20 protein-coding genes are annotated in these 18902 nt (G+C 64.8%); 13 read left to right on the plus strand and 7 right to left on the minus strand.

Annotated features, from left to right (window positions below):
* Positions 1 to 14: 14 nt before the first annotated feature.
* Both PJ259_RS12855 and PJ259_RS12860 read right to left on the minus strand, forming a co-directional pair.
* Positions 15 to 1061: a metal-dependent hydrolase gene (locus tag PJ259_RS12855; protein WP_271653098.1), complete on the minus strand. Its 1047-nt coding sequence runs from the start codon at positions 1059 to 1061 to the stop codon at positions 15 to 17.
* Between the two features lie 3 nt (positions 1062 to 1064).
* Positions 1065 to 1814, minus strand: coding sequence for an alpha/beta fold hydrolase (locus PJ259_RS12860; protein WP_271653099.1), 750 nt, complete (start codon positions 1812 to 1814; stop codon positions 1065 to 1067).
* Positions 1815 to 1958: 144 nt separating this feature from the next.
* Between PJ259_RS12860 and PJ259_RS12865 the strand changes: the two genes are divergently transcribed.
* The 5 genes from PJ259_RS12865 to PJ259_RS12885 all read left to right on the plus strand — a co-directional run bounded on the left by PJ259_RS12865 (position 1959) and on the right by PJ259_RS12885 (position 4948).
* Positions 1959 to 2663 (plus strand): glutathione S-transferase N-terminal domain-containing protein, encoded by a 705-nt coding sequence (locus PJ259_RS12865; RefSeq protein WP_271653100.1) that lies wholly within the window; start codon positions 1959 to 1961, stop codon positions 2661 to 2663.
* Positions 2663 to 3217 (plus strand): GNAT family N-acetyltransferase, encoded by a 555-nt coding sequence (locus PJ259_RS12870; protein ID WP_271653101.1) that lies wholly within the window; start codon positions 2663 to 2665, stop codon positions 3215 to 3217. Before PJ259_RS12865 ends, PJ259_RS12870 begins: the two co-directional genes overlap by 1 nt.
* A 32-nt stretch (positions 3218 to 3249) precedes the next feature.
* The gene (locus tag PJ259_RS12875) at positions 3250 to 3747 is read left to right on the plus strand and encodes a hypothetical protein (protein WP_271653102.1); all 498 of its coding nucleotides are present in this window, start codon (positions 3250 to 3252) and stop codon (positions 3745 to 3747) included.
* Between the two features lie 65 nt (positions 3748 to 3812).
* A complete protein-coding gene (locus PJ259_RS12880) occupies positions 3813 to 4511 on the plus strand; it encodes a helix-turn-helix transcriptional regulator (protein WP_059316268.1) in 699 nt (232 codons plus the stop codon).
* A 65-nt stretch (positions 4512 to 4576) separates the two neighbouring features.
* Positions 4577 to 4948, plus strand: coding sequence for a VOC family protein (locus PJ259_RS12885; RefSeq protein ID WP_059316269.1), 372 nt, complete (start codon positions 4577 to 4579; stop codon positions 4946 to 4948).
* A 149-nt stretch (positions 4949 to 5097) separates the two neighbouring features.
* Here PJ259_RS12885 and PJ259_RS12890 read toward each other — a convergent pair whose 3' ends face one another.
* A complete protein-coding gene (locus PJ259_RS12890) occupies positions 5098 to 5364 on the minus strand; it encodes a DksA/TraR family C4-type zinc finger protein (protein WP_017642690.1) in 267 nt (88 codons plus the stop codon).
* A gap of 118 nt (positions 5365 to 5482) precedes the next feature.
* Between PJ259_RS12890 and PJ259_RS12895 the strand changes: the two genes are divergently transcribed.
* The 5 genes from PJ259_RS12895 (at position 5483) to PJ259_RS12915 (ending at position 8904) form a co-directional block, all read left to right on the plus strand.
* The gene (locus PJ259_RS12895; RefSeq protein WP_271653103.1) at positions 5483 to 6199 is read left to right on the plus strand and encodes a CDP-diacylglycerol diphosphatase; all 717 of its coding nucleotides are present in this window, start codon (positions 5483 to 5485) and stop codon (positions 6197 to 6199) included.
* Between the two features lie 22 nt (positions 6200 to 6221).
* The gene (locus PJ259_RS12900) at positions 6222 to 6434 is read left to right on the plus strand and encodes a hypothetical protein (RefSeq protein WP_059316272.1); all 213 of its coding nucleotides are present in this window, start codon (positions 6222 to 6224) and stop codon (positions 6432 to 6434) included.
* A gap of 241 nt (positions 6435 to 6675) precedes the next feature.
* Positions 6676 to 7317: a TIGR04211 family SH3 domain-containing protein gene (locus PJ259_RS12905; RefSeq protein ID WP_442964853.1), complete on the plus strand. Its 642-nt coding sequence runs from the start codon at positions 6676 to 6678 to the stop codon at positions 7315 to 7317.
* Between the two features lie 123 nt (positions 7318 to 7440).
* Positions 7441 to 8028: an NUDIX domain-containing protein gene (locus PJ259_RS12910; protein ID WP_271653105.1), complete on the plus strand. Its 588-nt coding sequence runs from the start codon at positions 7441 to 7443 to the stop codon at positions 8026 to 8028.
* A gap of 3 nt (positions 8029 to 8031) precedes the next feature.
* On the plus strand, positions 8032 to 8904 hold the full coding sequence (locus PJ259_RS12915; RefSeq protein ID WP_271653106.1) for an oxygenase MpaB family protein: 873 nt from the start codon (positions 8032 to 8034) through the stop codon (positions 8902 to 8904).
* 540 nt (positions 8905 to 9444) lie between these two features.
* Here the strand turns inward: PJ259_RS12915 and dbpA are convergent.
* The gene (gene dbpA / locus PJ259_RS12920) at positions 9445 to 10818 is read right to left on the minus strand and encodes an ATP-dependent RNA helicase DbpA (RefSeq protein WP_271653107.1); all 1374 of its coding nucleotides are present in this window, start codon (positions 10816 to 10818) and stop codon (positions 9445 to 9447) included.
* Between the two features lie 126 nt (positions 10819 to 10944).
* On the opposite strand from dbpA, the gene PJ259_RS12925 reads away from it, so the two are divergent.
* Positions 10945 to 11577: a glutathione S-transferase family protein gene (locus tag PJ259_RS12925; RefSeq protein ID WP_059316276.1), complete on the plus strand. Its 633-nt coding sequence runs from the start codon at positions 10945 to 10947 to the stop codon at positions 11575 to 11577.
* Positions 11578 to 11587: 10 nt separating this feature from the next.
* On the opposite strand, the gene PJ259_RS12930 is transcribed toward PJ259_RS12925, so the two are convergent.
* Positions 11588 to 12688, minus strand: coding sequence for a catalase family protein (locus PJ259_RS12930; RefSeq protein WP_271653108.1), 1101 nt, complete (start codon positions 12686 to 12688; stop codon positions 11588 to 11590).
* 177 nt (positions 12689 to 12865) lie between these two features.
* Here PJ259_RS12930 and PJ259_RS12935 point away from each other — a divergent pair, with 177 nt between their 5' ends.
* Both PJ259_RS12935 and PJ259_RS12940 read left to right on the plus strand, forming a co-directional pair.
* Entirely contained in the window at positions 12866 to 13009 is a 144-nt protein-coding gene (locus PJ259_RS12935) for a hypothetical protein (RefSeq protein WP_271653109.1), read from the plus strand.
* A 125-nt stretch (positions 13010 to 13134) separates the two neighbouring features.
* The gene (locus tag PJ259_RS12940; protein WP_271653110.1) at positions 13135 to 13974 is read left to right on the plus strand and encodes a DUF6502 family protein; all 840 of its coding nucleotides are present in this window, start codon (positions 13135 to 13137) and stop codon (positions 13972 to 13974) included.
* Here PJ259_RS12940 and PJ259_RS12945 read toward each other — a convergent pair.
* On the minus strand, positions 13971 to 14411 hold the full coding sequence (locus PJ259_RS12945) for a type IV pilin protein (RefSeq protein WP_271653111.1): 441 nt from the start codon (positions 14409 to 14411) through the stop codon (positions 13971 to 13973). The genes PJ259_RS12940 and PJ259_RS12945 overlap by 4 nt on opposite strands.
* Positions 14412 to 14431: 20 nt before the next feature.
* A complete protein-coding gene (locus tag PJ259_RS12950; protein ID WP_271653112.1) occupies positions 14432 to 18892 on the minus strand; it encodes a pilus assembly protein in 4461 nt (1486 codons plus the stop codon).
* Between the last annotated feature and the right edge of the window lie 10 nt (positions 18893 to 18902).

Raw genomic sequence — 18902 nt, forward strand, 5'->3', positions numbered from 1 at the left:
CTGGACGCCTGGCGTCAGTCCGGCAGCCGCGACAACCGTGCGGCCCACTCCGCCACCGGCGCCGGTAGCTCCGGATGCCAGAGTCTGCGCCAGACCACCGCCAGCTGCTCGCGACCGCCCCGCTCGCGCGGCCACAACGAGGGCTCGGCCACCAGCCGCCAGCCGCTCGTGTCGCGCTGAGCCAGCACGAAGCGAAAGCTGTGGTAGCCGGTGGCACCCAGGCGCAGATCGGTCACCACCAGGTCGTTACCGAGGCGGTCGTACCTCAGCCAGTCGTCGGTGAACCAGCGCAGGCGCTGTTCGGCCGGGGAATCGGCGAGGATGGGTGCCAGTTCGCCGCCCCGCGGCAGTGGCACCAGTTGCGGCGGATGGTCGTCGAACAATCCGACCCAGGTTTCCCGGTAGCGCTCCGGACCATCGTCCACCATGACTCGCCAGAGCAGACTGGTGAAAGGCAGGGGCGCGCTGAACAGGCGGGCGTCCGCTTGCCCCTGGGTCGCCAGCACCTCGCGCACCTGACGTTCGGCGGAATACTTGGCCACCAGCGTCCAGCCCAGATAACCCGTGGACAGCGCCAACGCCGCCACGGCCAGCCGTGGCGAGCGTCCACGCGGGCCAGCCACCAGCCCGGCGAGCACCGCCAGCAACAGTGGCAAGGTATAGAGCGGATCGATGATGAAGACGCTGGACCAGGCCACCGGGGTGCTCGGCAAAGGCCAGAACAGCTGGGTGCCGTAGGTGGTGAAGGCATCCAGCAGGGGATGAGTGATGAGCACCAGCCAGAGAGTCAGGAACAACCGGCGCTGGCTGTAACCCGGATCGCGCCAACGCCCGCACAGCCAGGTCAGCAGCAGGGCCACCCCGGTCAGCACGAACAGCGAATGGCTGAAGCTGCGGTGGTAGGTCATCTCGTTCACGGCGTTACCGTAGTCGATGACCACATCGAGATCCGGCAGGGTGCCCAGAGCCGCGCCATAGAGAAGGGCGCGGCGGCCCTGCCAGCGCCCCAGCAGCGCAGTCTGGAGGGTGGCGCCGAGCACGGCCTGGGTCAGCGAATCCACCGGTCAGAGGTCCCGGGCGAAATCGAGCATCAGCCGCGCCAGGGCCTGGGGCGTCTGCAGCGGCATCAGGTGACCGGCACCGGGGATCACCTCCAGCCGGCTATTGGGAAAGGCCGCCAGGGTGGTCCGGCGTTGTTCGTCCGGTCCCGGCACCTGCTGGTCATCGGCGCCACAAACCAGCAGCACCGGATAATCCAGGGTCTCGATCCGGTCGCTCCAGTCTTCACGGCTGCCGTGATCGACCCAGGCACGCCAGGCCTCAAGATTCAGTCGCTGGGCGTCGGCGATCACCACTTCACGGATGGCATCGGGCAGGCGATGGGCGCTGGATTCGTCGACGAAAGCCTCGGCTTCCGTCCGGCTCTTGCCATAGGCGCGCTGAGCATCGCGATCCGCGTCGCTCATCGGCTGCGGCCCGGGCGGCGAAGGCGCCACCAGGATCAAGCCGACCAGATACTCCGGCCGCCGCGCCGCCAGTACCACGGCGACCTTGCCAGTCATCGAGTGGCCGACCAGGATGCAGCGTTCCAGGCCCAGGGCGCGGATGCTGGCATCCACCTGATCGGCCATCTCGGCCACGCTGTAACCGTCGACCTCGGCGGCATCGCCAAAGCCCGGGGTATCGAGCGCCACGCAGCGGTGTTCGCCATCCAGGTAGGGGGCGGTGGGAAACCAGGTGCGGTGGGAACCGCCGAGAAAGTGCATGAGCACGAAGGTGGGCGAACCACTGCCCTGCTGACTATGGGGAAGCATCGGAAGTCCTCGGTGCGGGGCTGAAGGCAGGCACTTCTCAGATGGAGAGACGGGCAGCACGCTAAGTTCCGCCTCGCCAAGACCTGGCAACCCGGACCGCGCGGGTCGGTCTCATCCAGGGCCCCCTTCTTCCAGGAGTCCACCATGACCGATCTGTCGCGCTTTCCCATCACCCAGCGCTGGCCCGCCCGGCATCCCGAGCGCCTGCAGCTCTATTCGCTGCCTACGCCCAATGGCGTCAAGGTCGCTATCCTGCTGGAGGAGCTCGGCCTGCCCTACGAGGTGCATCGCATCGACTTCGGCCAGGACGACCAGCACACCGCGGAATTTCTCTCGCTGAGCCCCAACAACAAGATCCCCGCCATCCTCGACCCCGACGGTCCCGGCGGCGAACCCCTGGGCTTGTTCGAATCCGGCGCCATCCTGCTCTATCTCGCGGAAAAGACCGGACGCCTGCTACCCCAGGAGCCGGCCCGGCGGTATCAGGCCATCCAGTGGCTGATGTTCCAGATGGGGGGCATCGGTCCCATGTTCGGTCAGCTCGGCTTCTTCACCACCTTCGCCGGCAAGGACATCGAAGACCCGCGGCCTCGCGAGCGCTATGTGGCAGAAGCCCGGCGACTGCTCGGCGTCCTGGACGGCCAGCTCAGGGGCCGCACCTGGATCCTGGGCGAGGACTACAGCCTCGTCGACATCGCCACCTTCCCCTGGATCCGCGCCCTGCTGGAGGTCTACCAGGTGGCTGACCTGGTCGGCTTCCAGGACTTCCCCGACGTCCGCCGCGCGCTCGACGCCTTCCTCGCCCGCCCGGCGGTGCAACGCGGCCTGCGGATACCGGCCTCGTCCTGATGCTCGCCGACGCTGAACTGCAGTTGCGCCAGTGGCAAGCGGAGGACGGCCCGGCGTTCGCCAAGCTGAATGCCGATCCCGAAGTGATGCGCCACTTTCCCGCCTGCCTGGATCGGGCCGCCAGCGATGCGCTGCTCGAACGCTGCCGCCAGGGCATCGCCGAGCGTGGCTGGGGCTTCTGGGCGCTGGAGCGCTACACCGATGGCGCACTGCTCGGTTTGCTGGGCATCAGCCCGGCACCGGCCGATCTGCCCTTCACTCCCGCCGTCGAAATCGGCTGGCGCCTGGCACGTCCCTATTGGGGCCAGGGCTATGCCACCGCCGGTGCCCAACTGGCCCTGGCCTGTGCCTTCGACACTCTCGCACTCGAAGAGGTGGTCGCCTTCACTGCCGCCTCCAATCAGCCCTCGCTGGCCGTGATGCGTCGCCTGGCGATGACTGACGCCGGTCACTTCGAACATCCGCGCCTGCCCCCAGGCCATCCGCTGCGGCCGCATCGGTTGTTTCGGCTGAGCCGAGCACGCTGTACTACCGCGCGCATTGCAGCCGAGTAGACTGACTGCTACTTCCAGGCAGAGCAGCATCGATGACCGCAGGGCTGGATGGGAAGGACACGACCGCGATAGTCGAGAACGCCCATTGGCGCCTCGGTTATCGGCAGGATGCTCGGTATCCCGGTTGCTTGATCCTGAGTAGTCAAAGATGCGCTAGCGACCTTAACGAACTCGACGCAGCCAGCCTGGCTGACCTTGGCGGGCAACTGAGCTTCGCCGAGAGACTTCTAAAGCACTGCTATGCGCCGCACAGAGTGGTGTTCTACAAGCTGGGTTTTTCCGCGGGATTCTCCTTTCATTTTCACATTGCGCCGATCACGCGCGCACTGTTGGGCGAAATTGCGGCCCATCCCCGCTACAGCGACGCCCCAGACGGCAACGATGCCATCCTCTTTCTGAGCCGCGAATATGGCGAGCGAGCCCTCACGCCCGAGGAACGACAGGCACAAGAAATCGAGATCGCGCGCCTCAGGGAGACGGCCAACGAGCTCTTGAGCCCATCACCTCACGCCCCTAGCCAGCCAACGTAGTCACAACGCCATAACCCACCCGACTGCTGCTAGAGCATCGCCATCCGCAGGATTAAACTGCGCGGATGTCCCGCTCAGAACGCTTGTTCGATCTGCTCCAAGCCTTGCGCCGGCACCGCCGCGCCGTGAGTGGCCGTGCCTTGGCCGCGGAAACGGGGGTCAGTCTGCGCACCCTGTACCGCGACATCGCCAGCCTGCAATCGCTGGGTGCGGCCATCGAGGGCGAACCGGGTGTCGGCTATATCCTCAAGCCGGGTTTTCTGCTGCCACCGCTGATGTTCACGCCCGAAGAACTGGAGGCCCTGGTCCTCGGCTCGCGCTGGGTAGCAGAACGCACCGATGGCAGCCTGGCAGCGGCGGCCGGCAATGCCCTGGCGCGGATCTCCGCGGTCCTGCCGAGTGAGCTGCAAAATGAGTTGGCCATGACCACCCTGCTCATCGGACCGAGTCGGGAAACACCTCGCAACCAGGTCGATCCGGCGATCCTGCGTCACGCCATACGCCAGGAAACCAAGCTCATCCTGGTCTATCGCGATGCCGCTGACAGCGAATCCCAGCGCACCATCTGGCCCTTCGCACTGGCCTACTTCGACGCCGCACGGGTGCTGCTCGGCTGGTGTGAGTTGCGTAAGGACTTCCGCAGCTTTCGTGCCGATCGCATCGTCTCGGTACAGCCCTGCGAAGAACGCTATCCACAGCGCCGTCAGAGCCTGCTCAGGGACTGGCGAAGGCAGATGGAACGCCAGGGTTCCGTCCCTGCCTGACTGCTGCCAGAAACTGGCAGCAGGGGGTCCTAGACTGGGCGGCATCACCACAGAGGAGATGCGCCATGCACTACAGCACCAGTCTGATGTTCTACGTTACCGACGTCCGTACCAGCCGGAATTTCTACGTCGAATTGCTCGATCTCACCCCAGTCGAGGACGGCCCTGGCTTCGCCCTCTTCGTGCTCCCGTCCGGTCTCGCCCTGGGCTTGTGGGCAAGGGACGCCGTGGTTCCCGCGGTTGGCGCGGGCAGTGCGACGGGTGAACTGGGCTTCAAGGTGGCCAGCATGCCGGCGGTGGATGAGCTGTATGACCGCTGGCGCACGCGGGGCGCCGAGGAACTCTTACCGCCAACCAACCTGCCGTTCGGCCGCAGCTTCGTCGTACTCGATCCTGACGGTAACCGGCTGCGGGGCTATGCGGTGCATCCCGACTGACTCCTGCTAGCGGCCTCGCTCAGCAGCCGGCACACCTCATGCCAGCTGCTGACGCAAGACCCGTATGGTACAAACCCTTAGCAGCCTCGATCCTGCGAGACGTCCAGCCCTGTCCAGGTCGCCGCACCATGACACTAGCCAATCCAGCACTAGCGCAACTGACTGTCCTTGCTCGCACGGCGGTTGTAGCCGCCGGCGCGCTGGTCTTCCGCGTCCTGCTCGGATTGGCAGCGGATGCACAGGTGTACACCCGGGACCGCCTGGCGGCGCGCCTCGGGGATGGCGTCGCCGCACTCCTCGCAATGGGTGAGGCTCGCGCCTCGGTGCAGACGGCTGCGAGCGCGTTGCACCGCATCGTCCACCGTGCTGTCGATCTGTTCCTGAACCGCGCCGTCTCCGGCCCACCCGTTGGCCATGGCTGATCTCCCACTGCGTTGCCTTGATACCCATTGGAAGCGAAGCTCGCGCAGATGTTCGCTGCCGTCCAGCGTCCGCCCGTCGTGCTGGCGGTGGCTGTCGCTGCTGGTGTTGGCCATGACGCTGTCAGGTTGCTCCAGCCGCCTGCTGCTGCGCCAGGTCACGGTTGGTCTGTGCGAGCCCAATGCCCGGCTGACCGGCCTGCCCGCCCCCTGCCGCCAGGTGGTCAGGGATCCCGGCTTCGCCGTGCTGCGTGCACCCGGCGAGCGCCAGCATTTCATCCTGGTACCCCTGCGCCCCCTGCGCGGGCTGGAGAGCCCGGCCCTGTGGCAGCCCGGCCAACCCAACTGGTTCGGCTGGGCCTGGCGCCAGCGCTGGTATCTGAGCGCCTGGGGCAAGGCGCCGGTGACGGACGCCCAGATCGCCCTCGCCCTCAATGCTCCCAGCGGTCGCAGCCAGGATCAGTTGCACGTGCACCTCGCCTGCCTGCGTCCCGCGCTGCGCCAGCAGCTGTGGCAACTCGCGCCAGACATCGATGAACACTGGCGCGCCCTGCCCGTGGACCTGGCCGGGAGTCGCTATCAGGCGCGCCGTCTGAGCGAGACGCAGCTGCTGGCGGCGGACTTCTTCCCGGCCCTGGCCAGGCAGCCGCCCTATCCGCTGCCGGATCCACGCCTGTCGCTGGCCGTGGTGGCGCTGCCAAGCCAGGATGCCAGCCGTCAGTTCCTGCTGCTGGCCGGACGTGCGGGCAGTCAGCCTGACGACCAGGGCTCGGCGGAACGACTGCTGGCCGCGGACTGCCGGGGAACGTCCCTGCCGTTGGCGACTCAATAGCGCCAGCGCGCCAGGAGGCCCCATGCCGCACGAATTTCAAGAACTCTTCGACTTCATCGACCAGTTGCTCGCCTGGTCTGACTTCTATCTCAAATCCGCGCTGCTGCTCTGCGGCCTGGGCATGGTCGCAGGCGCGATCACCTGGAAGCGCTGGTGGGGCAAGGCATTGGCCTTTGGTTGCGCAGGCCTGGGCGCACTGGCAGCCGTCAGCCTGGATCTGCTCCGCCGGCTTTGAACACTCTTGAAAGCTATTGGGCTGGCTGCGCGCCTTCCGTCACCGAAGGTATGGCGGCAAGATGACACTAATCGTCGCTTTCCACCGCCAAAGCTTGAACTGTTTCACCGTCTCGAACAGAGGGCGCTACGGGTTGGCGGATAGATCGCGGCAGCTTGCTAGGGTACTGCCCCACAATAATCCGGCCTGGTCATCACGGCCTTCATCTTTTCAGCTCACGCATACAGACCCGATCATGCCCATGTCCCCATCTCGCCTGCTGTCCCGCCTTCCCCATCTCGGCTTCTGCCTGGCCGCCTCCCTCGCCTCCTTCGTCGGTACCGCTGTCGCTCAGGAAGGCAATGCCCGTTGGGTCAGTGACAGCCTGACTACCTACGTCCGCAGCGGCCCCACCGATGGCTATCGCATCGTCGGCACGCTCAAGTCCGGGCAGAAGGTCGAGCTGATCAGCACCCAGGGCGACTACAGCCAGGTGCGCGGCGAAGGCGGCAGCACCGTCTGGATTCCCAACAGCGACCTGCAGGACAAGCCCGGCCAGGCCGAGCGCCTGCCGCAGCTGGAGCAGCAGGTAGCCGAACTGAGCGGCCAGCTCAAGACCATCGATGACAGCTGGAAGAATCGCGTCCAGGGCATGCAGGAGACCCTGGATTCGCGCAAGCAGCAGATCGACGAACTGGAGAGCCGCCGCAAGGACCTCGACGCCCAGCTCACCCAGGCCCAGTCGGAACTGCGCAGCACCCAGGCCAAACTTGGCAACGAGAACAAGCAGGCGCTGATGCAATACATGGTCTATGGCGGCAGCATTGCCGGCGCGGGCCTGCTGGCCGGCTTGATCCTGCCCTCCATGACCCGCGGCAGGAAGAAGAACGACCGCTGGTTCTAGTGGATAGCGGTCGATAGCGGTTCCGTCCTGGCGGCTGGGCGGAACCCGGGGTCACGGCCCGGGCGTCAAAGAGGCAGCACTTCTGCTAACGTGGCCCGACGCCTTCCGCCCAGACGAGCCCCCATGCCCGACACCCCCCGCTTTCGCATCCAGCAGGTCGAGACCCTTTCCGATGACTGGGGCCTGCTCAAGAAGACCACCTTCGACTACCTGCGCCGCGACGGCAGCTGGCAACGCCAGACCCGGGAGACCTACGACCGTGGCAATGGCGCCACCATCCTGCTCTACGACCGTGCAAGACGCACTGTCCTGCTGATCCGTCAGTTCCGCCTGCCCACCCTGGGCAACGGCCTGGACGACGGCCTGCTGGTGGAGACCCCCGCCGGCCTGCTCGACGCGGCCGCGCCCGAAGCGCGCATCAAGGCCGAGGTCGAGGAAGAGACCGGTTACCGCCTGGACAACGTCCAGCACCTGTTCGACGCCTTCATGAGCCCCGGCTCGGTGACCGAGCTGCTGCATTTCTTCGCCGGTGAATACCAGGCCGACCAGCGCATCGCCGAGGGCGGTGGCCTGCACGAGGAAGGCGAGGACATCGAGCTGCTGGAGTTACCCTTCGACGAAGCCCTGGCCATGGCGCGCGACGGTCGGCTGCTGGATGGCAAGACCATCATGCTGCTGCAGTACGCCGCCCTCTACCTGCTGCCGCGCTAGCCCATGGAGCTGATCCGCAGCCGCATCGAGCGGCAGGTGATGAGCCTCACCGGCCTATCCCTGGGTGAGGTCGACTACGAACAGCCGGTGGGCGATCCCGGGTTGTTCGGGCCGGCCAGCGTCCCCTGGCGGGTGCACAGCGACTTCACCTGCATGCTGATCGGCGGCATCGCCGCCCTGCTCATGCAGACCCTGCATCCGCTGGCCCTGGCGGGCGTCTGGGATCACTCGAAATTTCGCGAAGACATGCTCGGCCGCCTGCGGCGTACCGGCCAGTTCATTGCCGCCACCACCTTTGGCAGCCGCGGCGACGCCGAGCGGCTGATCGCCCGGGCCCAGGCCATCCACCGCCACATTCGAGGCCAAGCCGCCGATGGCCGTCCCTACAGCGCCGAAGACCCGGCGCTGCTGACCTGGGTGCACGTGGCCGAGGTCAGTCATTTCCTGGCGGCCTACCTGCGCTACTACGATCCGCACCTTTCAGGGACGGAACAGGATCGCTACTACGCCGAGATCGCCCTGGTGGCCGAGCGCCTGGGTGCGACCGAGGTCCCTCGTTCGCGGGCGGAGATCGCCGCCTACTACCAGGCGATTCGTCCGCAGCTGGTCTGCGATGACCGCAGCCGAGAGGTCTGCCGGGTGCTGCTGCAGGCACCCGCGCCCAGCGCCCTGGCCAAGCCCTTCGGTGCCCTGATGATGCAGGCCGGCATCGACCTCTTGCCCGACTGGGCCAGCGAGGAGCTGGGTTTCCAGCAGGGCCCGCTGCAACGGCGGCTGATTCGCACGGGCATCGGCGCGACCGCCCCGGTGCTGCGCTGGGCGGTGCGCAACGGCTCCTCGCATCGGGCCAGACGGCGGATGGGGATTGAGACGTGAGCTGATCGCGGCCATGGGCCGCTCCTACAGGTTTCAGGGTTTATAGGAGCGGCCGCATCGGCGGACCACCATGGCCGCGATTAAGCCCATCGAAGGATGTGACCAGCCGTAGGTTGGGCTGAGACGGCACCATCGTCGAAGCCCAACAGCCTGAGGTACGCCGAGGCACCGTTGGGCTTCACTTCGCTCAACCCAACCTACGCCACCGGTTAGCACCGTAGGTTGGGCTGAGACGGCACCATCGTCGAAGCCCAACAGCCCGAGGTACGCCGAGGCACCGTTGGGCTTCACTTCGCTCAACCCAACCTACGCCACCGGTTAGCACCGTAGGTTGGGCTGAGACGGCTCCATCGTCGAAGCCCAACAGCCCGAGGTACGCCGAGGCACCGTTGGGCTTCACTTCGCTCAACCCAACCTACGCCACCGGTTAGCACCGTAGGTTGGGCTGAGACGGCTCCATCATCGAAGCCCAACAGCCTGAGGTACGCCAAGTCACCTTTGGGCTTCGCTGCGCTCAACCCAACCTACGGCCTTTCCTGCCTACAACATCCGCACCTTGATCGACCGCCCCTTGATCTTGCCCTCGCTCAGGCGCTGCAGCGCCTGGCGGGCGATGTCGCGCTCCACGGCGACGAAGGCCTGGTTGTCGAACAGGGTGATCTTGCCGATCTTGGCACCGGGCAGGCCAGCGTCGCCGGTCAGGGCGCCGAGGATGTCGCCCGGGCGCAGCTTGTCCTTCTTGCCCGCCGCCAGGGCCAGGGTGTGCATGGTCGGCACCAGCGGTTCCGGGGTATCACGCAGGGCGCCGAGCGGCTGCCAGTCCAACGGCGAACCCTGCTGTACCTCGATGGCCTGGGCGCGGCTGGCCTCGGCCGGGGCCACCAGCGACAGCGCCAGGCCCTGTTCCCCGGCACGACCACTGCGGCCGATGCGGTGCACATGCACCGCCGGATCACGGGACAGCTCCACGTTGATCACGGCTTCCAGGCCGGCCACGTCGATGCCGCGCGCGGCCACGTCGGTGGCCACCAGCACACAGAGGCTGCGATTGGCGAACATCGCCAGCACCTGGTCCCGTTCGCGCTGTTCCAGATCACCATGCAGGGCAGCGGCGGAGATGCGCTGGGCATGCAGCGCCTCGACCACCTCCTGGCACTGCTGGCGGGTCTGGCAGAAGGCCACGGCGCTGGCCGGGCGATGGTGCCGCAGGAGGCGCACCACGGCGGCCAGGCGGTCCTGGGCGGCGATCTCATAGAAGCGCTGGCGGATCTGGGTCTCGCTGTGCTGGCTCTCGACGCTGATGCGCAGCGGCGCGCGCAGATAATCCTCGGCGAGGCGTTCGATACCCTCCGGGTAGGTGGCGGAAAACAGCAGCGTCTGCCGTCGCGCCGGGGTCTGCCGGAGGATATCGGCGATGGCCTCGATGAAGCCCATGTCGAGCATGCGGTCAGCCTCGTCGAGCACCGCGACATTGAGCCCGTCCAGCACCAGGGTGCCCTTGCGCAAGTGCTCCTGCACCCGGCCCGGGGTGCCGACGATCACCTGGGCGCCGTGCTCCAGCGAAGCGATCTGCGGCCCCAGCGGCATGCCGCCGCAGAGGGTCAGGATCTTGAGATTGGGCGTGGTCCGCGCCAGGCGGCGCAACTCGCGGGCGACCTGGTCCGCCAGCTCGCGCGTCGGGCACAGCACCAGGGCCTGGCAACCGAAATAGCGCGGATTGAGCCCTGTCAGCAGGCCGATGCCGAAGGCGGCCGTCTTGCCCGAACCGGTCTTGGCCTGGGCGATGAGGTCCTGGCCCTTGAGGATGATCGGCAGGCTGGCCGCCTGGATAGGCGTCATGCTCAGGTAGCCGAGTTCGGCCAGGTTGGCCTGCATGGCCTCGGCCAGCGGCAGGGATTCGAAGGATGCGGGCACGGGAGTCCTGGAAACGGCTGGTAAAGGTTTACCAGTCTAGCAGAAGGGTGCCCACTCTCCTCTGCATGGACGCTGGACCAGCGCCTACCTATGCTTAGCGGTACGACAACTCAAGGAAGCTCCACCATGTTCGACCGGCCTGTGCTCTACACCCATCCCATGTCCCGCGGACGCGTCGTGCGCTGGCTGCTGGAGGAGCTCGGGCAGCCCTATGAGGTGCAGCGGATCGACTACGGCCCGGCGATGAAATCGCCGGCCTATCGCGCCATCAATCCCATGGGCAAGGTTCCCGCGCTGCGGCACGGCGCGGCCCTGGTGACCGAGACGGCGGCCATCTGCGCCTATCTCGCCGACGCCTTTCCCGCCGCAGGTCTCGCGCCACCGTTGAGCGATCCGGCACGTGGCAGCTACTACCGCTGGCTGTTCTTCGCGGCCGGTCCGCTGGAAGCGGCGACCACCAACCAGGCGCTGGGCGTCACCTTGCCCGAAGATCCGCAAAAACGCGGCGCGGTCGGCTATGGCAGTCTCGCCGAGGTGCTGGATACCCTCGAAGCGGCCCTAGCACCCGGTGAATACCTGGTGGACGACCGCTTCACCGCGGCCGATGTCTACGTCGGCGCTCATCTCGCCTGGGGCATGGCCTTTGGCACCATCGAGAAGCGGCCGCACTTCGAACGCTATGTCGCCGGACTGGTAAGCCGTCCGGCCGCAGTGCGCGCGCGCGAACTCGATGACGCCGAGCTCGCCACGCTCAACTAGGTGCCCGCGTCTACAGTTCCACCGGTCCACGCGGATGATGCAACGGGCAACCGTTGCGCTCGCTGCGGAACTGCGAAGACATCTCGTAGGCCGGCTGCCGCGATCTCATGATCCCACCCAGCGGGCGATGCGCGGCCAGGCCATGCCAGGGGCTGAACACCATGCCATCGTCCACCTCGCGGGAGCGTGCCTCGTTCCAGGCCGGTTGCGGCCGGACCTCCAGGCGCGCAACGGTCACATAGGGGGTCAGGTCTTCCGGCCAGACCACCGAGGCGTCCTCGATGGGCGTCTGCTCGATGTCGACACCCAGCTGCACGCGGATCTCCCAGACGCCACCCTGATGGGCGAAATGCGCGTTGACTGCTTCGCGCAGGCCGTCGGGCTTGCCGTTGACCTCCACCGGGGCATCGGTCAGGGCAGTCAGCTCGGGCGCCACCGGGACCACGCTGAGCTTGGCGAAATAGGGGCCGTAGAGGAAGGGCACCATGGTGTAGAAGGTCTCGCCAAGGATGTGGGTTTCCGGGTGCCCGCCGAGACTCTTGAGCGTGGGACTTTCGCCACCAAAGGCCTCCACCACCTTCTCGGCACCGCGCAGCACCGCCGAGGCTGCCTTCTTCAGGCCTTCGCCACGGTCAGTGGTCTTGGCCAGCAGCTTGAGCGTCTTGAGAAAGGTCTTGGGATCCGGCGCGGTAAAGGCCGGCGCGTTCTGCATGACGAAATCCTGGGTCACCTGCCCTTCGCTGCCAGGCAGGCGCTCGCCCGGCACGTCGATCAGCTTGAGCGCCAGGCCCCGCGGGGTGGAGACGCTGTCGGCCAGGATGTCGCCGGGATTGGTCGAGAATCTCAGCACCGCGGCATAGCTGCCCGGCACGGCGAAGGCGCCCTGGGCATAGGCCGGTGGCAGACCATCCAGCACCGTCACCTGGCCCGTGAGCAGACCATGACTCTTGGCGTGCACGCTACGGATGGCATGGCCGCCATTGGCATAGGTGGTCTCGGTAATGTCCCTCATGGCCGCGACCATCTCGCGAACGGTCTCGGCTTCATCATCCGGCGCCTGTTCGAAGGCGGGCTGGAACGGCAGCGGGTGGACAGCGGCAGGCGTGGTCATCTCGGGACTCCTCGGGTGCCGTCAATCGGACGCGACGGTCAGCCAATGGACCGCTATCGCGCTAACGACGTTCAACCGGCCACGGTCACCTCCGATACAAGGTCGCTGCCGACAGGCGCATGGGAACGCCGCTGACCAAGGGGGGTTCGATATGGTCACCCACCCCAGGAGTCCACCATGAGCGACGCTGACCAGAAGACCTACGACAACCCCAGCAACACCCCGCCCCCCGAAGAGCTGCCCTATGCCGACATGGAGCCGGAGGAATTTTCGGACGATCCGGACGTGGCTGGCGAAACCGAATCGGGCACCCCAGGCTAAGGGATGGCCCTACCTTGCGGACGACAGCTCAGGCTGCGTCCGCGACACTTTGTGACAGGCTGGTTTGACTGACACCCGTGCCCCCGCGAAGATGACGGGGCGTCTGTCGCGTCGAGCCCTCCCCCATGCTTTCCACCAAGGTCCCTTTGCTCCTGCGTAGCCTGATCGGTCGGCTGGTGCGTATCGCCATCGCCTCCGGAGTCACCTACCAAGCCTTCGATCGCTTGCTGCGCCAGACCTACTTCGAGGTCGCCCAGGATTTCGAACCCCTGCGCGACAAGCCCAACTCCGACAGCCGCATCTCGGTGCTGACCGGCCTGCCCCGTCGCGAGGTTCGCGCCCTGCGCGAAGCCGGCCCGGAACGCACGCCCTGCACGCCCAGCCTGGAATGGCAGGTGCTCAGCGCCTGGACCTCACGCCTGGATTTGCTCGACGCCGAGGGCAATCTGCGCCCCCTGCCCCGCACCCAGCGCCGCGGTGGCGAGCAGAGTTTCGACGCCCTGGTCGCCAGCGTCGGCAGCGACGTCCGCGCCCGGACCGTGCTGGATGAATGGCTGCGCAAGGGCTATGCCCGCCTCGACGAAGAAGACCGGGTGGTGCTCACGCCACGCTCGTTGCTGCGCGGCACCGAAAGCCAGGAAGGCGCGGGTCGGCTGCTGGCCCATTTCACCGGTGACCTACTGGCCGGCTTCGAGCGCCTCTATTTGCAGGACCGCGCCGCGCCGGACTTCACCTTCCATGTGGTCTACGGCCACAACCTGACCCAGGATTCGACCCTGAGCCTCTACCGCATCGCCTACGACGAATCCATGCACCTGCTCAACCGCCTCAACCGCCTGGTGGTCGAACACGAAGCCCAGGACGCCGGCAAAGCCGACGCCACCCAGCGGGTAACCCTGGGTTTCGGCGGCTATAGGGTGGAACAGGACCGGGATGCTGGCCTGGTGCAGGGGCGGGAGGATTAGCGCCAGCAGTTGGTAACGGTCGCGGCGTCTTTATCTGCGGTCGTACCCGCTGCACCGCGCAGGCCAGTCGAATCCAGCGTCAAGGTCCCGCAGGTGTCCTTGTCCTGCGCATTCTTCGGCACCACGCTCAGGTTGTAGGCGGTGGCGGTTGGCGTGCCAAGACTCAGGGCGTAGTACTTGTTCGACGAGTCCAGGGTCTTGGCGTCGGCGTCACTGGTTAAGCCCAAGCCTTTGAGTGTGGCCGTAGAATAGGTGCTGTTCTGCGCATAATAACGCTCCATCCGAGCCGCGGCCTCGCTGAGCAGGGCCATGCCCTCCGAACGATGACTGCGCAGGATGTAGTTCTGGTAGCTCGGATAGGCGATGGCGGCCAGGATGCCGACGATGGCAACGGTGATCATCAACTCGATCAGGGTAAAGCCCCGGGTACTGGTCATGCTGCGTGTGTCTCCCGAACTCATTGCGGTTGCGGTATTACCCGCCAGGTTTGCCGGCCAGACAGCTGGCCACCCCTGTTAACGGTAGTCGAGATGCCGTCCGTGGTGACCAACTGATTGTTCGACAGCGTAGTGCCTCCTGCGATCGTACCGAAACCCGAGACGACCATACCATCGAGGCTGTCCAGGCTGTTGACTACGCCATCGCCATTGAAGTCGAAGACATTGAAGCTGGTACGGCCTCCGGACCCCGGATCGACGGCATAGGCCCAGCCGCTGATGCCTGCCGAGCAGACATCGGCATTGGGCGTCACGGTGCTGAACACGAGCGTCTGGCCGCTCGCGGTCATTGGGTCCACCACCCGTTCGCCCACCGACTGGTTATTGGTCTGCAGATCCAGATACCAGCCACTGGCCGTCGTCCAATCCACTGCCGTATTACTCAGTACCCGAGCGCTCTTGCCACTTAGGGCGGTTTCGCTCGTGATGCTCTGCCGCTGCAGATCACTGCGTTTGAGCACGGGCAACGTCGTCACGGTACTGGGCGTCGAGGCAGCCGAGACATTCTTGTCCCAAATGCCATAGACGCTCTGCAGATCCGTCGAGGTCTTGTCCTCGGTGGCGAAGTAGCTGCCGGTGCCGAACATCACGATGAAGCCGGTGCCGGACGGATGCTTCACCACCGAAGGCGCCGCCGTGATGGGCTGGATCACGCCATTGGTGTCGCTGCTTCGCGCCGTATACAGCGGCTTGCCGCCAAAGGCGACCGCGAAGTTGTCAACGGTCGCCGCAGCGGTGAGGCTCCCCTTGTTCAGCAGATCGAAGCGCCAGAGATTGCCCTTCAGATCGCCGCCATAGACGTAGTCGGCGATACCATCGGAATTGACGTCCAGCACCTTGAGATTGAACAGCCCGTTGCTCTGGGTGGCGGTCTCGGCATCCAGCTTCTTGAGCAGGCGGCCCGTGGCGATGTCGAGAATCAGCAGCGATGCCGTCCCCCCGTTGCCGTTGTAGCCGTTGCCAGCCAGCACCGCCCATTGACCGCTGTGCAGCCGTGATACCAGCGGTGTGCCGAAACTGTAGCCCAGCGTCGCATTGGTCTGGCTGTTGCCACCAGCGCTACTGGCCTCACCACTGAACTCCCAGAGCAGCCTGATGGCATCCGGGTCAGTGATGTCCAGAGCGAAGATCGAACGACCGCCGCCACGCAGGGTTCCGATCAGCACCTTGTGCCAGGCACTGCCGAAATAGACATCAGCGATCACCGGTGAGCCATCCACATAGTAGGTGTGCTGCGAGGCGGTCGCATTGTTGTAGTTCGGCTTGGCCAGGAGGTAGAGGTTGGGGATCACCGCCGTGGGCACGAAGGCGAAGGTCTCCTGACCCGAGGTCGCATTGAAACCATGCAGCATCCCGTCGTTGGCACCCACATAGACCACCGGTGCTTCGGTAGCCTGACTGGTCTTGAAGGCACCGTAGTCACTGCCGCTTTCAAGGGCGTTTGCCGCACTGGTCAGATACTGGGCTCCATTGGCCAAGGCTGGCGCAGAGTTGATGATGTCGCCCAGTGGGCTCGACCGCTGCCGATAGGTAGAAGTCGCCAGGCTGTTATCACCTTTGAGAAAATTGACCTTGTTCGCATCCAGGCTGGACTGCAGATTGATCCCGCCATAAGTACGGCCTGTCAGAGCAGCGTAGGTGAAAGCCTGCAGGCCACTCCCCGTTCCAGGAACTGCGGCCATCTGGATGTTGCGCGCGCTCCAGGCGGGTAGCTGGGCACTGGCCTTCCATACCGTGGTAATGGTCTTGGTCGCAGTACCAGTAGTACTGGGCGTTATCTCAATGGTGCTCTTGGTCAGGTCACCGCTCCAGTAACTGGCGTTCATGGCCGTAGCGTAGGTGTCGTAGCGGGTTGCTGTACCGCTGCTGGTGCTCTGGTAGGGCAGCACTGCCGGAGCCGCTACCGAGTTGTTGCTCTGCAGGATCTGGTTGAAGGCGTTCGACAGCTGGGTCTTGAGCGTAGAGGCGTTGGTGACCAGGAAGTAGTTGTCCGGCGTACCAGACGTGTTGGAATCCCAGTCACCAGCGACCGGCAAAGGCTTGCTGCTGGAGTAGTTGTAGCCGCCCCATTTGGCCGCGTACCACAGCGGATTTTGCAGATTGGTGACCAGGGAGCTGGAAGACGGGGTAAAAATACGCGTGGTCAGGGGGCTGCCGTTCACCACGACACTGTTGCTCTTGCGCCCTGGTAACGCCGGACAGGCATTGGGATTATTCGCGCAAGCGCCTGGCAACCGACCGGGCGGGGTATCCAGCGGGTTGTGCTGGTTGCCGCTGTTAAAGGAGGTACCACCGCCCGTCACCTCTAGGTAGATGCCATCAGCCGTGGTGCCCGACATGGTATAGCCCATGTGGGAATCGTTACCTGATACCGAGTATTGGGTATCGCTGGTGACCGTGACCGTACCGTCGGCGTTGGCGGCCAAGGTGTAATACACGATGGCGTCCATGTCGTAGTCGCCACCCTGGGAGGCGTCATCGTAGACCACGCGAAAGCTGATCAGCGGCCGTCCATTGTTCTTGGTGCTATCTACGGCCATGCCACTGAGATTGGCCATGGTGTCGATATAGAAGCCGGTGATCTGCTCGGTTGCCTGATAGCTGGAACCCTGGCTGGTTACCTTGCCAAAAGGCACCAGGGTCAAGGTACCGCGGCTGGTGGTCAGCTGAATGCGCGGCTGGGTGGAGGACAGCGCGACAGCAAAGGTCTTCACCCGTTGTCCACTGGTGGTCAAGGCGGTCTTGTTGCCGTAGTAGGCAACACTGGCCACGTTATAGGTACCCTGCCGAGTAGGTTCATCGGGCAGGCCACGGAACGTGCCAAACCCACTCACTGTCTTGGCAGTAGGCGCGTAGTCGGTACTGCTACCAGCCACCTCGCCGATATTGATGTTACGACTGCCGCCTACTTCGCTGTCCCAGATGGCCTGCCCCAGGGTTCGCGCACTAAAGCCCGTAAGTGTGGCGGGCACGGACGTAGCGCTGAAGGCACTGTCCGGCAGGTCCGAGTCGTAGCTTGGATTCACGTCGCTGAGCAGCGTCTGGAACGGTTTCGAACAGGAGGGATAAGTGTTGTAGGGGTTGCTCCAGGTAGTGACCGCTGGCAGCCCCAAACTGCTATCCACCGAACCGGAGGCATAGCCGGAGGTAGGCGCAGTAGCACCGCTGAAATAGCGCAGAACCTCGTAAGACATCTCCGCCAGCGGATTGCCGTAGTTGTAACATTTGCCATTGGCAAGGTCATTGCCAGGGGTACCCCAGCCTGCGCAGGCACTGTCCTGAGAGTACTGGATGCCATCAAGGGTGGCGACGATGCCCTGTTTGGTATAGGTCGTGGTCCCTCCTGAGGTGGAGGCAACCCCAAAGATTCCGGTATTGCCATCAACTTCGCTACCAAAGGAACTGATGGCCTTGCGGAGCGCGCCGCCCTGCAAGTTGTCGCTGTAGGTACCGGTCAACAGACCGAAGTACATCTGATTGCCTTCGCCATAGTCATGCAGCAATCCAGTCGGCTTGTACTGACCGTTGGGATAGGCCTTACAGTTGCTCTCCAACAGCCCGCCGACACACGCCTGGACCCGCACATTGAAGCTGTAGACGTTGCGACCGGACGCACTGACGAGGGTGCCTGCAGGGGCGGTCGCTGACAGTCCCACATCCGAGAAGGCGGTGGTGGTTGCGGTGTTCTGTCCCTGAGTCGACTCGCGTGATACCCAGCCCCAGATACGGATATCGGAGGTGCTCGGGATGATCCTCAGGCTCGGCTGGTTGCCATAGGTGGTATTGGCGAACAGCACATAGTTGCTGGAACTGTTGCTGGGCGTAGCAATCGGCGCGTAATCGGAAATGTTGTAACCGTCGCGCAAGTTGCTCTTGTATTCCTTGCCCCAAGAGTGGGCATCAGCGGGCACGTAGGCGCGCTCCAGCACAGTGCTGCTGACGGTGTCGACGTCGCGATATCCGCCATAGAGTACCTTGCGCAGCGCGTCCATCCGCGACGTGGTCAAGTAATTGAGGAAATCCCCACTCCAAGGCGCGTTGCTATTGCTGGTACCACACTTCTTGGGTGTGCCGGTAGTGAGGCTACCGGTGATTGCCGTCCCCGCACTCCTGGGGACAAAGTAGCCATTGAGGGTATCGTAGGAATAGCACTTTCCAGAATCGAAATAGCCGGTGTAGTCGATGGAGGCGGGCTTGTAGTAGATATCCAAAAGACCATCGCCATCCAGATCCGCCGCATCGTTGTAAGCAGGGGCATAGAGCTTATGGTCGCGTTCCACTACCAGCATGTTGAGTGGTGGTACCGCGCTATTGACGAACAGCGGGGTCTGGGTAGGGAAGTTGGTAGCAGCCTGCACACCGATTGACCAGGCGAACAGCTGAGCAGACAACAGGAGGCAACGGCGACCACGAGCATTCATGAATAGCGTT

Source organism: Pseudomonas sp. JBR1, assembly GCF_028198185.1.
GTDB lineage: Bacteria > Pseudomonadota > Gammaproteobacteria > Pseudomonadales > Pseudomonadaceae > Chryseomonas > Chryseomonas oryzihabitans_E.

What these genes read in the sequence shown, in the direction of transcription:
- PJ259_RS12860 (WP_271653099.1), bottom strand. Translation starts at nt 1,814, where the DNA reads ATGCTTCCCCATAGTCAGCAGGGCAGTGGTTCGCCCACCTTCGTGCTC.
- PJ259_RS12865 (WP_271653100.1), top strand. Translation starts at nt 1,959, where the DNA reads ATGACCGATCTGTCGCGCTTTCCCATCACCCAGCGCTGGCCCGCCCGG.
- PJ259_RS12870 (WP_271653101.1), top strand. Translation starts at nt 2,663, where the DNA reads ATGCTCGCCGACGCTGAACTGCAGTTGCGCCAGTGGCAAGCGGAGGAC.
- PJ259_RS12875 (WP_271653102.1), top strand. Translation starts at nt 3,250, where the DNA reads ATGACCGCAGGGCTGGATGGGAAGGACACGACCGCGATAGTCGAGAAC.
- PJ259_RS12880 (WP_059316268.1), top strand. Translation starts at nt 3,813, where the DNA reads ATGTCCCGCTCAGAACGCTTGTTCGATCTGCTCCAAGCCTTGCGCCGG.
- PJ259_RS12885 (WP_059316269.1), top strand. Translation starts at nt 4,577, where the DNA reads ATGCACTACAGCACCAGTCTGATGTTCTACGTTACCGACGTCCGTACC.
- PJ259_RS12890 (WP_017642690.1), bottom strand. Translation starts at nt 5,364, where the DNA reads ATGGCCAACGGGTGGGCCGGAGACGGCGCGGTTCAGGAACAGATCGAC.
- PJ259_RS12895 (WP_271653103.1), top strand. Translation starts at nt 5,483, where the DNA reads ATGACGCTGTCAGGTTGCTCCAGCCGCCTGCTGCTGCGCCAGGTCACG.
- PJ259_RS12900 (WP_059316272.1), top strand. Translation starts at nt 6,222, where the DNA reads ATGCCGCACGAATTTCAAGAACTCTTCGACTTCATCGACCAGTTGCTC.
- PJ259_RS12905 (WP_442964853.1), top strand. Translation starts at nt 6,676, where the DNA reads ATGTCCCCATCTCGCCTGCTGTCCCGCCTTCCCCATCTCGGCTTCTGC.
- PJ259_RS12910 (WP_271653105.1), top strand. Translation starts at nt 7,441, where the DNA reads ATGCCCGACACCCCCCGCTTTCGCATCCAGCAGGTCGAGACCCTTTCC.
- PJ259_RS12915 (WP_271653106.1), top strand. Translation starts at nt 8,032, where the DNA reads ATGGAGCTGATCCGCAGCCGCATCGAGCGGCAGGTGATGAGCCTCACC.
- PJ259_RS12925 (WP_059316276.1), top strand. Translation starts at nt 10,945, where the DNA reads ATGTTCGACCGGCCTGTGCTCTACACCCATCCCATGTCCCGCGGACGC.
- PJ259_RS12930 (WP_271653108.1), bottom strand. Translation starts at nt 12,688, where the DNA reads ATGACCACGCCTGCCGCTGTCCACCCGCTGCCGTTCCAGCCCGCCTTC.
- PJ259_RS12935 (WP_271653109.1), top strand. Translation starts at nt 12,866, where the DNA reads ATGAGCGACGCTGACCAGAAGACCTACGACAACCCCAGCAACACCCCG.
- PJ259_RS12940 (WP_271653110.1), top strand. Translation starts at nt 13,135, where the DNA reads ATGCTTTCCACCAAGGTCCCTTTGCTCCTGCGTAGCCTGATCGGTCGG.
- PJ259_RS12945 (WP_271653111.1), bottom strand. Translation starts at nt 14,411, where the DNA reads ATGACCAGTACCCGGGGCTTTACCCTGATCGAGTTGATGATCACCGTT.
- PJ259_RS12950 (WP_271653112.1), bottom strand. Translation starts at nt 18,892, where the DNA reads ATGAATGCTCGTGGTCGCCGTTGCCTCCTGTTGTCTGCTCAGCTGTTC.